This window comes from Myxococcus sp. MxC21-1 (assembly GCF_032612255.1).
GTDB classification, from domain to species: Bacteria; Myxococcota; Myxococcia; order Myxococcales; family Myxococcaceae; genus Myxococcus; species Myxococcus virescens.
Window position 1 is genome coordinate 8,686,403 of the sequence record NZ_CP123278.1, and the last position, 14,766, is coordinate 8,701,168.

Here is a 14,766-nt window from a genome sequence, read left to right on the forward strand (position 1 = left end):
AGATACCTGATGCATCCTCTGCCGCCGTCGCGCGCGCCCCGTGCCGTGCTTCTTGCCCTCGTGGGACTGATGGTCCTTCCCGCCTGTTCGGATGACGGCGATGACCGTCCGGACGCGGGCCAGCCGGACTCTGGCGTGCCCGCGGACGCAGGCAGCGACGCAGGCAGTGACGCGGGCAGTGACGCGGGCACCCCGGACGCCGGCGGCTCCATGGCCTGGCCGCAGGAGTTCTCCTGCGAAGGCAAGGAGCAGACCGAGCTGACGTTCAATCCGGGCCAGGAGCAGGACCTCCAGGACGCGGTGAACGCGCTGGACGACTGCACCACCATCCACCTGGGCGCGGGCACCTTCCAGTTCGACAACGCCATCACCATCCGCGCCAACGGCATCACCGTCAAGGGCGCGGGCAAGGGCACCCAGGGCGAGGCCACCGGCGGCGAGTCCAGCACCGTGCTGGACTTCACGCACGCGGCGGCGAACACCAACGGCTTCGACGTGGTGAGCAAGCTCTTCACGGTGAGCGACCTGGCCGTCTGGAACGCGAAGAAGGATGGCCTGCGCATCGAGTCCTCCGTCAACGTGAACATCCAGCGCCTCCGCACCGAGTGGGCCCAGGAGAACCAGGAGAGCAACGGCAAGTACGGCATCTACCCCGTGAAGTCGACGTACGTCCTCGTCGAGGACTGTGAGGCGTACAACGCCGCCGACGCGGGTATCTACGTCGGTCAGACGCAGCACACCATCGTCCGGCGGAACGTGGCGAAGAAGAACGTGGCGGGCATCGAAATCGAGAACACGAAGTACGCCCACGTCACGCACAACGTCGCCGAGGACAACACCACGGGCCTGGTCGTGTTCGACCTGCCGGGCAACCCCATTCGGGGCACGGACATCTACGTCGCCCACAACACCATCACCGGGAACAACCGCCCCAACTTCGCCTCCGTGGAGGCCAGCAGCAGCACCGTGTCCCAGGTCCCGGCCGGCACCGGCACCTTCATCCTGGCCTCACGCCGGGTGGAGATGGAGCGCAACACGTGGGGCAACAACAACACGGTGGACATCGCCATCCTCAGCGGTCTGGCCATCGAGCCCGACCCCGTCCAGTGGGCGGCCGGCTTCTTCAACTTCCCCAGCCAGGACATCTCCATCCACGACAACACCTTCACCGGTGGCAGCGGCCAAATGGTGGACAACGGCACGCCGGACCCGGAGCGCCGTCCGCTGGGCGCGCTGGTGGGCGCCGTCTACCAGTACGGCGCCGCGGCCCACGGCGTGACGGGCGTGGAGCACGTGCTGTGGGACGGCCTCGACCCGGCGCCTCGCGATGAGAGCCTGGCCAACCCCATCAACATCTGCTTCACCCGCAACACGCTGCCGGAGGGCACGCAGGCCTCGGTGGTGGACTTCGACCTGCAGGCCGTCGGTGGCCACCTCTCGGCGGGCCCCACCCCCGAAAACGCGGCCGCCGCCTGGGGAGAGACGCGCCGCTATGCCCAGGGCGCCGAGCCCTACAACTGTTCGGGCTTCACCCCGGCCCTGACCATCCGCTGAGACATCGTGAAGAACGGACGCATGTACAGGCCGTTCATCCCAGGACTGGGCCTCGCCGCGGTGCTGGTGACCGCGGCGCTGGCCTCGTGCTCGGGTGACGAGGACGGCGTGACGCCGACCCCGGACGGCGGAGGCGGCTCCATGGTCGACTCCGGGCTTCCGCCCGAGGACAGCGGCACCCCGGACGCGGGCACGGGTGACGCGGGCGAGGACGCCGGCACCCCGGAGGACGCAGGGACGAACGAGGACGCGGGGACGCCAGACGCCGGGCCTGCGTTTCCGCCCAATACCCTGTCGGGCTTCGGCCTCTTCACCGGGACACCCGCGACGGGTGGGCTCCAGCCGGTGGAGGGGAACATTCCCTATGCGCTGACCACGCCGCTCTTCTCCGACTACTCGGTGAAGTCGCGCACGCTGTACATCCCGCCAGACGCGCAGGCCGGGTACTCGGCCACCGACGTGCTGGACCTGCCGGTGGGCACCATCATCACCAAGACGTTCTCCTTCCCCGCGGACCTCCGCGTCCCGGAAGAGAACGTGCGCGCCATCGAGACACGCGTGCTGGTGCACAGGCCCGGAGGCTGGGAGGCCTTTCCCTACTTCTGGAACGAGGCCCAGACGGAGGCCACGCTGGCCAACGGCGGCCGCGTCGTCCGCGGCGTGCGCTTCATTGGCGAGGACGGCGTGGAGCGGACGCTGGACTACCTGGTGCCCAGCAAGAACCAGTGCCTGAAGTGCCACCATCTCCAGGACGCCCAGGAGAACCAGGTGCTGCTGCCCATTGGCGTGAAGGCCCGCTACCTCAACCAGGACCATGACTATGGCGACGGGCCCATCAACCAGCTTCAGCACCTGGCCAACCTGGGCCGGCTGACGGGGCTGCCTCCGGTCGACCAGATTCCCCGCGCGCCGAACGCGTTCAACGAGAAGGACGGCACGCTGGAGCAGCGCGCACGCGCCTACCTGGACATCAACTGCGCGCATTGCCACAACCCCAAGGGGACGGCGGGCACCACCAGCCGGCTGTTCCTCAACGTGGACAACACGGAGGAGTTCACGTTGGGCGTGTGCAAGCGGCCGGGCTCCGCGGGCGGTGGCGTGGGCGGTGAGTTCGACATCGTCCCCGGCAGCCATTCGGTGTCCATCCTCTGGTACCGCCTGCACACCGAGGAGTCGGGGAAGATGATGCCGGAGCTGGGCCGCGTGCTTCGCCACGACCAGGGCTCACGACTCATCGCCGACTGGATTGACGCCATGCCGGCGCGGGCCTGCAAGTAGGTCCTCGCTCAGACGAGCGGCCCCTCCGTGCCCGGTGCGCGGAGGGGCTTCTCGTTTCCGATGCGTGACGGCCGCGCCGCGTGACAGGGCGCGCGCGTGCCGCATAATCGCAGGGACATGTCCCTGCCCATGCTGCTCCGGGCCGCGGGGGTCGCCGCCGCGCTCGTCCTGCTCGCCGCCTGCCGCATCGAGTCCGCCGCGCCCGCGGCCGGGCCCACGCTGGCGCGCGAGGGCACGCCCTCCGGAGACGTCTGGGTCTACACGTCCATGTACCGGCACGTCCTGGACGCGCTGGAGCCGCTGCTGAAGGCGCGGCTCCCGGACGTCCGGGTGCATTGGTATCAGGCAGGCAGTGAGAAGGTGGCCAGCCGGCTGGAGGCGGAGCGCGCCGCCGGGGCCATCCGCGCGGACCTGCTGGCCACGTCGGACCCGTTCCTCTACGAGCGGCTGGCCCGTGAAGGCGCCCTGCTCCGCTACGCCTCGCCCAACGTGCTCCGGGTGCCCCGCGCCCTGGTGGACCTGGACGCGCGCTACGCAGCCCTGCGCCTGTCCACCATGGTCCTGGTGCACCGGCAGGACGGGCCACCGCCGCCTACCTCCTTCGCGGCGCTCGCGGAAGGACCGTGGACGGGACGTGTGGCGATTGGAGATCCGCTGACGTCGGGCACCGCCTTCACCTGGGCCGTGTTCTGCGACGCGAAGTACGGCGAGTCCTTCTTCCCCGGGCTGCGCCAGCGAGGCGCCATCGTCGCGGGAGGCAACGCGGCGGTGCTCCAGAAGGTGGAGAGCGGCGAGGCGGATGCGGGCGTGCTGCTCCTGGAGAACGCGCTCGCGGCCCAGGCCCGCGGCAGTCCCATCCAGGTGGTGTGGCCCGTCGATGGCGCGGTCGTCATCCCTGGCCCCGCGGCCCTCTTCGCGACGACGCCCAACCCCGTCGCCGCGAAGGCGGTGGTGGACGTGCTGCTGTCGCCCGAAGGCCAGCGCATCATCGTGGAGAAGGGAGACATGCACGCGGTGGACCCCAGGCTCGCGGGCCCTCGGGGAGAGGCCGGTGTCTCGGAGTTGCTGGAGCGCGCGCGCCCTGGACGCTCGAGCTGCTCGAGCGCGGGCTCACACAGGACGGCGCCGTGAAGGAGCGCTTCCGCCAGGCCTTCTCACAATGAGCGCGGCGGCCCCCAAATCCCAATGGCTGGGGCTCGGCCTGTGGTTGGTGCCGGTGCTCTGCTTCTCCGTGCTCCCGGTGGCCGCGCTGCTCTGGCGAGGCCTGGGCCACTCCGGGACGGGCGGCCTGGACTGGCTGCTCGCCGAAGGTGGCGCGCTGGGGAACACGCTGCTCATCGCCACGGGCGCGGCGGTGCTGGCCTTCGTCCTGGGAACGCCACTGGCGCTGGTGCTGCAACGCACCGACCTGCCCCTGCGCGGGGCCTTCACGGTGCTGTTCACCCTGCCCTCCGCCGTGCCCGCGTTCATCTGGGGCATGGGCTGGCTGTCGCTCGCGAGCCCTCGCGCGGGGTACCTCAACCGGCTGCTCGGCGATGACACCTTCGACATCTACGGCCCCGCGGGCATCGCCTTCGTGGAGGGCGTGTCGGGCCTCCCGCTGGTGCTGCTGGCGGGCGCGGCGGCCCTGCGGCGCGTGGACCCGGCGGTGGAGGAAGCCGCGCGCGTCTGCGGAGCGTCGACGCCCTGGGCGCTGCTGACGACGACGCTGCCGCTGGCGCTGCCCTCCCTGCTGTCGGGCGCGGTGATGGTGTTCCTCATGGCGGCCTCGTCCTTCGGCGTTCCGTACCTGCTGGGCGTGTCGGCCTCACCGCCCACGCGGGTGCTCACCACGCGCATCTATGAACTGGTGCTGATGGGCGGTGACGAGGGCCTGGCGCGCGCCGCGCAACTGGCGACGCCGCTGCTGCTGCTCGCCCCCATGGCGATGCTGGTGACCTGGGCGCTGGGCCGGGCCGGCCGCGTCCGCCTCAGCGCGGGCAAGGGCTTGTCGTCCCGTCCCTTCCTGCTGGGGCGCGCACGCGGCTCGTCCTGGGCGCGGTGAGCCTGACGGCCGCGGTGCTGGTCCTGCTCCCGCTGGGGGCCATCCTCCTCACGTCGCTCCAGCGCAGCTTCGGCGCGGCGCTGACCTGGGAGACGTTGACGCTGACGCACTGGGCGGGTGTGCTGCTGGAGCCGCGCACGCTGCACGCCACGGGGCGCAGCGTCCTGCTGGCGGCGGGCGCGGGTGTCCTGGTGTGTGGGCTGGGGCTCGCGGCGGCGGTGCTGCGACGCGAGCTGCGCCGCCTGGGCACGGGCGTGGAGGCACTGGCCGTATGGCCCTACGCGGTGCCGGGGACGGTGCTGGCCCTGGCGCTGCTGCTCGCGTTCTCCCGGGACTTGCGCTTCATCCTCCTGGACCGCGTCGCCTTCGTGCTCGCGCTGGCACACACGCCGTGGCTGCTGCTCATCGCCTACGTGGCGAAGTACCTCGCGCTGGGCGCGCGCAACAGCGAGGAGGCGCTCGCGCAACTGGACGCCTCGCTCACCGAGGCCGCGCGGGTCAGTGGTGCCGGCCCCTGGCGCGCGTTCGTGGATGCGCCCCTGCCCTTGCTGCGGCCGGCGCTCACCGCGGCCTTCGTCCTGGCGTTCCTCGCATGCGCGACGGAAATCACGATGTCCGTCCTGCTCGTGCCCGCGGGAACCGAGGTGCTCGGGACGCTGCTGTTCGAACTCCAGAGCTACGCGGACCCCGCCGCCGCCGCGGTGCTGGCATGTGCCTTCATCGCGCTGGTGGTGGTGGGACAGGCGCTGCTCGCGCTGCTGACCCGGCGGCCCTTGGACACGCGGTGATGGCGGAGGTGTCCGACATCGCCAGGGAGCCGGCGGCTTCCTGGCGATGCCTTCAGGACCTGCTCGCCATTACATGCACGCGCAGTACATGCCCCGGATGCAGTGCCCGAATCCCTCGCCACAGAAGTGGTCACAGTCCGAGTTGCGCTCACAGATGGACTGGGTGAATTCAGGCGCGTTGGCCTCGGCCGTGGACGGCATGAACGCCATTCCGAAACCCGCCGCCAGTCCCACACCCAGCGCCATCAGCATCGCAATTCCATTCTTCTTCATCGCGTGACTCCTTTCGGGGAGCCCTCAGCCTAACTCCAAACTCAGACACGAGGCAGCCAATCCACACGCCGCGTGCTTCCGCGACACAACAGCAGACTTCCTGACACACAGCGACATGGTGTTTCGGACACGACCTCGAAGCACCGTCGCGCCAAAGCCGAGGGACTCACGGCAAACGGCGGCGGCCAGGGTAGACTCCGTCACCGCCGCATGAGCAACTTTCGACGCGCCACCCGTGACGACAACACCGCGCTGCTCGACCTGTTCGGCACGGTGCCCATGCAGGGAGACCTGGTCCTCTCCGCACAGCGAGCGCCCGACTACTTCGGCCTCTACACCATGCAGCGCGGAGAGACGGAGGTCTGGGTCCACGGCGAGCACGGCCGGCTGGACGGCATGGGCGCCGTGCATGTGCGCGATGGCTGGCTGGAGGGCCGTCCGTGCCGGGTGGGCTACCTGGGAGACCTGCGCACCCGCTTCTCCGCGCGCCGGAACCGCGGCCTCGCGCGCTTCTACGGGCCCATGATTGAGGAGAGCGCCCAGCGCCTGGGTGTGGACACCTTCCTCACGGCCGTCATGGCCTCCAATGCCACCGCGCTCCATGCGCTCGTGCGGCGGCGGCCCGGGCGTGTGAGCCAGCCGCACTACACCCTGCTCCGTCGCTTCTCCGCCGTGTCCATCCAGTTCCTGCTCCGCCGCCGTCCCCGGCGAAGCGCCGTTACCGTGCGGCGCGCCACGCCCGCGGACGTCCCCGCTGTCTCGGCGTTGCTGGACGCCGACCACCGCGCGCGTCCTTTCGGCTACCGTTTCGACACGGGCGAGTTGGAGCACCGCCTCGCCCACTGGCCCGGGCTGCGAATCGAAGACACCTATCTGGCCTTCGACGCGACCGGCGCGCTGGTGGGCTGCACCACCGCCTGGAACCCGGAGGCCGTGAAGCGCTACCGCGTCCATGCCTACCGTGGAGGCATGCGCTGGGTGCGGTGGGGCTGGGACACGCTGGCCACCGCGCTCCGCGCGCCGCGCCTGCCTGCGCCGGGAAATGACTTCCGCTACTTCTATCTCTGCAACACCAGCGTGCGCGGAGAAGACCCGGCCGTCTTCCGCGCGCTCGTGGAGCGGGTGTACGCGGACTTTCACGGCCAGGGCTTCCACTTCTTCACGCTGTACCAGGACGAACTGGACCCGCTGGCGCCCGCGCTGAAGGGCTTCCTCCAGCGGCGCCTCGACTTCCACCTCTACGCCGTGACGCCCGCCTCACGTCCCCGGGACACCTTCCCCGCCGGGCGGACCGGCTTTGAAATCTGCCTGCCCTGACGCACTCACTCCGCTTGGAGCGTGAAGCGCCAGGGGACCTGCTCCAGGCCGGAAGCACCGGCGAGAAACAGCGTATGGAGACCGCTCCGGCTCGCCACGAACCGTCCGTCCCGCAGATTCGCCAGGAGACCACCAGGCGCGATGAGCGTCGCGCGGAGCGTGCCAGCGTCCAGGCCCAGCCGGTACGCGCGCCCCTCCTCCAGCCAGACGGAGAACACGTCCGTGTCGACGGCCGACTGGACCACGCCGGACCTCGAAGCCGGCAGCTCCAGGATTTGCGCATCCTCGCTGGAGTCCGGATGGTCATCGATGGCCACCTCCTCCAGCGTCAGGGAGAAACCCTCCACGCCATTCAGGGGCTGGAGCATCAAGGTGACCTGCCGGGCGTCCCTCGCGCTGAAGAGATGGCGGCCTCCCTCCAACCCCAGGATGCCCACGGCGCCTCGCGGGTTCAGGGACAGGTCGGCGAACGGCGCATAGGACGCAAGATAGATGGCACGTGCCTGGGTGTCGAAGGCGATGGCATCCGTGTCCTGAGGTGAGTCGAAGCGGCCCGTGATGGTGGTTCCCGGGGAGATGAATGTCGCCGTCTCTGGAGAATCGCCATGGTCATCCGTTCCCGCATCCACCAGCGTCAGCACGAAGGAATGCTCCCAGGGAGTCCCTCCTTGGACGCGAAGGGAGTAGGTGCCCCAGCGATTCATGCGGACCCGCAACTGGTCGGTCGTCGTGAGCGCCACGTTCGCGCCCTCTTCGTCCACCACCTGGGCCGACCACCGCCCGGCCCCTTCCGTCCGCACCGTGTAGACATGCCCGGGCTCCCCCGTGAAGGAGAAGACATCCACGTCATCACGCGACTGAAGGGTGACCGCCACCGGGACACCCGGCGTCACGGGCGTGGCGGTCGCCAGTGTGTCGCCATGCTCATCGGGCCCCAGGTCCTCGAAGCGGCAGGCGGCATCCACCGGGAAGGTGCCATGGTCGGCGGCCAACATCAGGAGCCAGTCTCGCTCGGACGTCGCCTGCAGGCTCACCGTGAGCGGCTCCCCTGACGTGCCCTGCACCGCATCCATCAGCAAGCCGGTCGCGGACTGCAGCGTCAATTGAAGGAACGGGTTGGGCGCCTGCTCACAGATGAAGCGGTAGCCATGCCCCACCCGCGAGCGGAAGGTGAACACATCCGCGTCAAAGGGCGAGGAGAGCCGCATGGGGAACGACGTGCCGGAGCCGGCCTCCAGGACGGTGGCATCCTCCAACGTATCGCCATGGTCGTCCACGCCCAGCGACGCCAGCTCGTACGTGTAGCGCCCGTAAGCGTCCCTGCTGGAGACCTCGAAGTACCAGGTGCCCTCGGAGAGCGTGGGGAACCACGACACCCTCGCCCCCTCGACAGCGGAAGGCATGTCGTGGGCGTTCCCAGCCACATCCAGCAACCGCACCCGGCACTCCACCAGCATCAGCCGCGTGCACGAGAAGCGATACAGGCCGCTCGCCTCCACGGTGACGGCGAACAAGTCCCTGTCCAGCATCGCCTCCCGCCGGCCCTCGTCGATACGGCCCTCCTGGGGCGACATGGGGAGCGTCAGCACTGTCGCGCTGTCAGGCGAGCCCCCATGGTCATCCGGCTGCGTGAAGGCGGCGACCGAGCACGTCAGCCCCGCGGCCCGCTCCCACGCTCCGCAGCGGCACATGGGCTGCCCCGCGTTGGAGAAGCAGGTGCCCGCGGTGCACCGCAGCCCCGCGCAGGCCACCTCATCCCCGGGCATCTCCACGGTGTGGCACGAAGCCAGCCCCAGGACGAGGAGCAGGACCACCGGAAGCAGCCCCGGGGACCGGGCGGAACGCCGTGCATGGACCATGACGTTCCGCCCTCCCATTCAGACCACCCGGTGCTTCCAGGTTCCGCGCCGGAACAGGACGACGGCCACCAGCGCCATCACCGAGAACGCCACCGAGATGGAAAGGAATGCCCCCGGCGGCCCCAAGCCCAGGGGGCCGGAGAGCACCCACGCCAGGGGCAGCTCCAACAGCCAGAAGCAACAGATGTTGAGCACGGTGGGCGTGGTGGTGTCCCCTGCTCCGTTGAAGGCCTGCGTCAACACCATGCCGAAAGCATAGAACAGGAAGCTGGCGCTGAGGATGCGCAGGGCGAGCACCGCTTCCTTCATGACCGCGGCGTCGTTCGTGAAGATGCCCACCACGGGATTGGCCGTGAGGACGAACAGCAGCCCCAGCGAGCCCAGGAAGACGGCGTTGATGCGCCCCGCCGTCCACACCGCGTGCTCGCCCCGCTCCGGCTTTCCCGCGCCCAGGCTCTGTCCCACCATGGTGGCCGCCGCGTTGCTCAGCCCCCACGAGGGCAGCAGCGCGAACAGCACGATTCGCAACGCGATGGTGTAGCCCGCCACCGCCGCGCTGCCGAACGTGGCCACGATGCGGGCCAGAACCACCCAGCTCGTCGTGCCCACCAACGCCTGGGCCGTGCCCGCGCCCGACATCCGCAGCATGGCCAGCATCGTCCCTGGCTCCAGGCGCAGGTGCTCGCGCCGCAGCCGCAGCCGGCCGGAGCCCCGCGCCAACCGGTAGAGCTGGTACACCACGCCGCAGGAGCGCCCGAAGGTCGTGGCCACCGCGGCGCCCATGACGCCCAGCTCCGGGAAGGGCCCCACGCCGAAGATGAGGAGCGGCGCCAGCACAATGTTGATGGCGTTGGCCAGCCACAGCACGCGCATGGCGATGGCCGCGTCCCCCGCGCCGCGGAAGATGGCGTTGATGAGGAACAGCAGCAGGACGCTGCCCATGCCGCCCAGCATCACCTGCGTGTAGCGGATGCCGTGCTCCAGCACCCACGGCGAGCCGCCCATCATCGCCATCAACGGCCGCGCGAAGTAGACGCCCGCCACCGACACCGGGATGGACAACACGACGCCCAGCCCCACCGCCTGCACCGCCGTGCGCGCGGCCCGCTCCGGGTCGCCTTCACCGATGCGGCGGGACACCAGCGCCGTGGCGCCGATGCTCAGCCCCGCGGACGCCGCGTAGATGATGGTGAGCAGCGACTCCGTCAGTCCCACCGCCGCCACCGCGTCCGCCCCCAGCCGGCCGACGAAGAAGACGTCGACGACGGCGAAGACGGACTCCATCATCATCTCCAGCACCATCGGTACGGCGAGCAGGAAGATGGCGCTGCGAACTGGAAGCCGGGTGAGGTCCCTCTCGGTCCCGTGAATGGCTTCCTTCACCGAAGCCCAGAACCCCTGAGGCCCCTCTTCGGGCGGACCTCCTGCTTCCGCCGGAACGGGTTCGAACCGGACCGGGGATGACTCAGACATGCCTGCCTCCGTTGGCGCCCTTCTGTCAGGAAGGCCGAAAGAGGTCCAGGGACGCCATACCCCATGACACCTGACGCCTCTCCCCTCCAGGCCCCCTGCGCGGCGAGCGGGCAACCGCCCCCAGGGCAAGGCCCGGCCCAGAGAGCGTCGGACGCTGGACAACCTACCTGCGCCGTCGGGCCGTCGGGCCGTCGAGCGCGTGGGTGTAGGGTGCCGCGTCAATGGTCATCAGCCTGCCGCACGAAAGTGCGCCCGCGGTGCCTGTCGGGGGGCGCGCACTTCAGCCTCTCCAGCAGCGCGCGGGTGCTGGGAACTCTCCACCTGGGTCCGGGAGCCAACATCGCGCAAGGCGCGGTGGTGCGCTCGCACGAAGGCGCCGTGCGGTTGGGCGCCGGCTCGGCCGTGCTGGAGAACGGTGTCATCATCGGACTGCCGCAGCAGCCCGTCACGGTGGGAGAGCGTACCTTCCTGGACCACCGCAGCGTCGTAATCGGCGCGGAGGTCGGCGCGCTCTGCAATGTGGGAGGTGGCTCCATCCTCATGCCCGGCGCGCGCATCGGCACGCGCTGCCTGCTGGCGGAAGGAACGCTCATTCCAGCGGGCACCGTGGTGCCGGACGACTCCGTCGTCGTGGGCCGCCCCGGCCGCATTCTCCGTCGAACCACCGCGGATGACCTGGAACGGCTCCGGAAGCGCCGCGGCGGAAGCCTCGACCTGCCGGGCCAGCCACTCACCGCATTCTCCGCGAGAGATCGCGCAGAGGACGCTCCCATGGGACAGCTCTATACGTTTCGCGACAAGCACCCACTGGTGCACCCCACCGCCACCCTCTTCTCCTCGGCCGAGGTGACAGGGGACGTCATCATCGGCCCGGGCTGCATCATTGGCCCCGGGGTCAAAATCCTCGGGGATGGCAATGGTCCAGTCCGCATCGGCGCGGGCGTGCAGGTGCTGGCCAACACCGTGCTGCACCGGCTGTCGGACCACACGCTGACGCTGGAGGACGGCGCCATCATCGGTCCGGGCTGCACGGTGCATGGCAGTCACGTCGGCGCGAACACCGTGGTGGAGCCGGGTGCCATCCTCTGTGACGGAACGCGGCTGGGACGCGGCAGCTTCGTGGGCGCGGGCAGCCTGGTGAAGCAGGGCAGCGCCTTCGCGGATGGTGCGCACATCGAAGGCTTCCCGGCGACGCAGACGGGCACGTTGGCGTCCCTGCCGCCGGTGCCCCGCTGGGCGCTGCGGCCAGAAGACCTGCCGGGGCTGCGGCGCATCGGCTAGGGCGCGCGCCGGCTCACCGCTGCTTGTCCGCGTGATTGAAGGCCGCGAGCAGCGTGCCCATGGCATGGAACGCCAGTCCCATGCCCCAGCCGATGGCGGGGTACTGCACCCACCAGCCTGGCCCCGAAAACAGGTCGATGAAGGTGAGCCCTCCCATGACGATGGTGTAGCTCGTCGCGTGTGACGCAAGGCCCATGTAGGCCCTGCGCATGCGGCGCTGCGCCTTGTCACGTCCCGCGCGCGCGGAGATGACGCTCTCCACGGCGGCTTCGCTCACGCCCATCTCCCGGGCCATGGCGAGCAGGTCCTCCCGGGTGAGCGAGCGATCTACGTCCTTGCCCGCCAACGCGCGAGCCGTGGCCTCACGGATGATGTCCGCGGCCTCGTTCTGGGAAAAACTCGGAGGTGCACTGCGCTGCCGTGTGTCCGCCATGGGACTGGGACGCTAGCGCGGCGTATCCGCCACGAAAAGAGAAGCAATCCCCCATGCCCACCAGGAAATCGAAATCGGCTGCTACGGAAGCCCGGGCCAGATTCAAGTCGCTCTATCCGTGAGTGACGCTCCGGGACGCGCGCCCGTGGCAGGGGGCGCGTCCCGCGGCCGTAATTGAAGGGGACTGAATTCCTCCCGGGGCCTCCCGTCAGAAAAAGCAAGACGACGAAACAAGGCCACGGTGGCCATGAACGGGAGGCAGTCATGCGCGGAAAGCTGATGCGGGTGCTTGTGGTCATCGCAATGTCCGTCGGAAGCCCAGTCCTCGCGCAGGGCGTGCATGGCGCCTCCGGAATCCAGGCCCCCAACAACACCCAGGCCTGGGCACGGGGTGGCAGCGTGGATGCCGCGCGGCAGCGCGCGGAGAACGAGCGGCTGGAGCGGGAACGGCTGGCTCGCCTGGAGCGCGCGCGCCAGGAGCGCGAACGCATCGCCCGCATGGAGCGTGAGCGGCAGGAGCGCGAACGCATCGCCCGCCTGGAGCGCGAGCGCCAGGAGCGGGAACGCATCGCCCGCCTGGAGCGTGAGCGGCAGGAGCGCGCGCGCTGGAACCGCGGCAATCCCATGCACGGGCGCTCCGCGAGCAGCTCTCGGCGCGGATAGGCTCCAGCGCATCCGCCCCACGGACAGCCCCCGTGGGGTGGACGCATCAGTCGCGCATCCGCGTAACCCAGCGGTGGAGCAGGTCCACGCCGTGCCGGCCCACCTCCTCCGTAGTGAGCGACTCGCGGCGCGCATGGCGCGGCCCCCTTGCCCGGAACGACGGCCGGTGCACGAACTCCAGGCGCTCAATCCACGCGCCGCCACCGCTTGCAGGAACTTGCTGCCCCAGACAGCCGCCTGCGCCTTTCAGCGGTGAACCCGAGTCAAGCGCGCCAGCCCACCAGTGACGGCTTCCGTGCGCTCCACTGCCCCCGGGGGTCGTTCCGCGTCGAAAGGCCCCGACAGAATAATGAGGCGCCCACGCACATGGTGAGGACGATGCCTCCATCCGACGCCGCAGCTCTCGGGAGCAGCCACCGGCAGCCAGCCAGCGAAACCCCCGTCGGGTATCCCTTGGAGCATGCCCACACGGTCCAGTTCTATGAGGACGAGGCAATCGTCATCGACATCGTCGAGGCCTACATCACGGGCGGGCTCGAACGAGGAGACCCGCTCATCATCATCGCCCAGACGAGCCACCGGCAGCAGCTCATCGCGCGGCTGGTGGCCGCGGGCGTGGACACCGCGGCGGTCATCGCGAGCGGGCAACTCACCCTGCTCGATGCCCGTGAGACACTCGCGCGCTTCATGGTGGGGGGGCGCCCGGACTGGGAGCGCTTCCGCGAAGTCATCGGTACCGTGATTGAGCACAGCCGCACGGCCGCGCGCCCCGGCGCCAAGGTCCGCGCCTACGGCGAGATGGTGGATGTCCTCTGCCTGGATGGGATGCCGGACGTGGCGGTGGAGTTGGAGGCACTGTGGAATGACCTCAGCGTGCTGTACCCCCTGTCCCTCCTGTGCACCTACGCCATCGGCCACTTCGGCCAGGCGGCGCACGCGCGGCCCTTCCTCGATGTCTGCAAGGCGCACGCACACGTCATTCCCACCGAGCGCTACACTCGGCTCGCGGATACGGAAGGACGGCTGCGAGAGGTCAGCCTCCTCCAGCAGCGCGCCCAGGCACTGGAGGCGGAAGTCAAGCAGCGGCAGCAGGCGGAGCAGGCCCTCCTCGAGGCCCTCCATCGCCGGGATGAATTCCTGGCCCTGGCCGGCCACGAGCTGAAGACGCCCCTGACCGCGCTCCAGCTCCAACTCCAATCACTCCCCTCCGCGGCAGCGCGGAAGGATGGTGGCGGACGCCTGCTGGAGCGGCTGGACAAGGCCATCCGCCATACCGAGCGGCTCGCCACGCACATCGATGGGTTGCTCGACGTCTCCCGCATAGGAGAGGGCCAGGTGCCCTTGATGATGGAGCCGCTCGACCTGTCGCGGCTCGTCCGGGAAACGGTTGCCCGCGCCATGACTCCGGCGGCCGAGGCGGACTGCCCCATCCAGTTGAGGGCGGAGGTCCCCATCGAAGGCGTGTGGGACCCGCTGCGGATTCAGCAGGTGGTGGGCAACCTCCTGGTCAATGCCTTCAAGTACGGCAAGGGCCGCCCCATCGAGGTGCGGGTGGACGGCGCGCCGGACCACGCACGCATCCTCGTGAGAGACCACGGCATCGGCATTGCCCCCGAGCACCAGGAGCGCATCTTCCACCGCTTCGAACGCGCCGTTCCCTCGAGCGCCTTTGGAGGGCTGGGCCTGGGGCTCTACGCGGCCCGCCAGGTCGTGGTGGCGCACGGCGGCACCCTCCGCGTGGAGAGCGAGCTGGGCCAGGGCGCCACCTTCATCGTGGAGCTGCCCTACCGTCCGCAGTAGCGC

General features: G+C 69.8%; 11 protein-coding genes and 2 pseudogenes. 8 read left to right on the top strand and 5 right to left on the bottom strand.

All coding sequences use genetic code 11. The features are described 5' to 3' along the window. Positions 1-9 precede the first annotated feature (9 nt). The 4 genes and pseudogenes from QEG98_RS39165 (at position 10) to QEG98_RS39180 (ending at position 5,664) form a co-directional block, all read left to right on the top strand. Positions 10-1,554: a parallel beta-helix domain-containing protein gene (locus tag QEG98_RS39165; protein ID WP_316564964.1), complete on the top strand. Its 1,545-nt coding sequence runs from the start codon at positions 10-12 to the stop codon at positions 1,552-1,554. A 21-nt stretch (positions 1,555-1,575) separates the two neighbouring features. Continuing rightward, positions 1,576-2,832 (top strand): SO2930 family diheme c-type cytochrome, encoded by a 1,257-nt coding sequence (locus QEG98_RS39170; protein ID WP_316564965.1) that lies wholly within the window; start codon positions 1,576-1,578, stop codon positions 2,830-2,832. Between the two features lie 117 nt (positions 2,833-2,949). After that, positions 2,950-3,995 (top strand): annotated as a pseudogene (locus tag QEG98_RS39175) (ABC transporter substrate-binding protein). Continuing rightward, positions 3,992-5,664 (top strand): annotated as a pseudogene (locus QEG98_RS39180) (ABC transporter permease). Before QEG98_RS39175 ends, QEG98_RS39180 begins: the two co-directional pseudogenes overlap by 4 nt. Positions 5,665-5,733: 69 nt before the next feature. On the opposite strand, the gene QEG98_RS39185 reads toward QEG98_RS39180, so the two are convergent. Continuing rightward, positions 5,734-5,937, bottom strand: coding sequence for a hypothetical protein (locus tag QEG98_RS39185; RefSeq protein ID WP_140795974.1), 204 nt, complete (start codon positions 5,935-5,937; stop codon positions 5,734-5,736). Positions 5,938-6,147: 210 nt separating this feature from the next. Between QEG98_RS39185 and QEG98_RS39190 the strand changes: the two genes are divergently transcribed. Further along, a complete protein-coding gene (locus QEG98_RS39190; RefSeq protein WP_316564966.1) occupies positions 6,148-7,254 on the top strand; it encodes a hypothetical protein in 1,107 nt (368 codons plus the stop codon). A 5-nt stretch (positions 7,255-7,259) separates the two neighbouring features. Here QEG98_RS39190 and QEG98_RS39195 read toward each other — a convergent pair whose 3' ends face one another. Continuing rightward, positions 7,260-9,068: a hypothetical protein gene (locus tag QEG98_RS39195; RefSeq protein ID WP_316564967.1), complete on the bottom strand. Its 1,809-nt coding sequence runs from the start codon at positions 9,066-9,068 to the stop codon at positions 7,260-7,262. A 63-nt stretch (positions 9,069-9,131) separates the two neighbouring features. After that, a complete protein-coding gene (locus QEG98_RS39200; RefSeq protein ID WP_316564968.1) occupies positions 9,132-10,586 on the bottom strand; it encodes an MATE family efflux transporter in 1,455 nt (484 codons plus the stop codon). Positions 10,587-10,889: 303 nt separating this feature from the next. Between QEG98_RS39200 and QEG98_RS39205 the strand changes: the two genes are divergently transcribed. Next, on the top strand, positions 10,890-11,867 hold the full coding sequence (locus QEG98_RS39205) for a UDP-3-O-(3-hydroxymyristoyl) glucosamine N-acyltransferase (RefSeq protein WP_316564969.1): 978 nt from the start codon (positions 10,890-10,892) through the stop codon (positions 11,865-11,867). 13 nt (positions 11,868-11,880) lie between these two features. Here QEG98_RS39205 and QEG98_RS39210 read toward each other — a convergent pair whose 3' ends face one another. Further along, positions 11,881-12,300, bottom strand: coding sequence for a 2TM domain-containing protein (locus QEG98_RS39210; RefSeq protein ID WP_090493709.1), 420 nt, complete (start codon positions 12,298-12,300; stop codon positions 11,881-11,883). A gap of 264 nt (positions 12,301-12,564) precedes the next feature. Between QEG98_RS39210 and QEG98_RS39215 the strand changes: the two genes are divergently transcribed. Beyond that, positions 12,565-12,963 (top strand): ATP-dependent DNA helicase, encoded by a 399-nt coding sequence (locus tag QEG98_RS39215; RefSeq protein ID WP_316564971.1) that lies wholly within the window; start codon positions 12,565-12,567, stop codon positions 12,961-12,963. Between the two features lie 46 nt (positions 12,964-13,009). On the opposite strand, the gene QEG98_RS39220 is transcribed toward QEG98_RS39215, so the two are convergent. Next, on the bottom strand, positions 13,010-13,135 hold the full coding sequence (locus QEG98_RS39220; RefSeq protein ID WP_316564972.1) for a hypothetical protein: 126 nt from the start codon (positions 13,133-13,135) through the stop codon (positions 13,010-13,012). A 281-nt stretch (positions 13,136-13,416) separates the two neighbouring features. Here QEG98_RS39220 and QEG98_RS39225 point away from each other — a divergent pair, with 281 nt between their 5' ends. Beyond that, the gene (locus QEG98_RS39225; RefSeq protein WP_316564973.1) at positions 13,417-14,763 is read left to right on the top strand and encodes an ATP-binding protein; all 1,347 of its coding nucleotides are present in this window, start codon (positions 13,417-13,419) and stop codon (positions 14,761-14,763) included. The last annotated feature ends 3 nt before the right edge of the window (positions 14,764-14,766 follow it).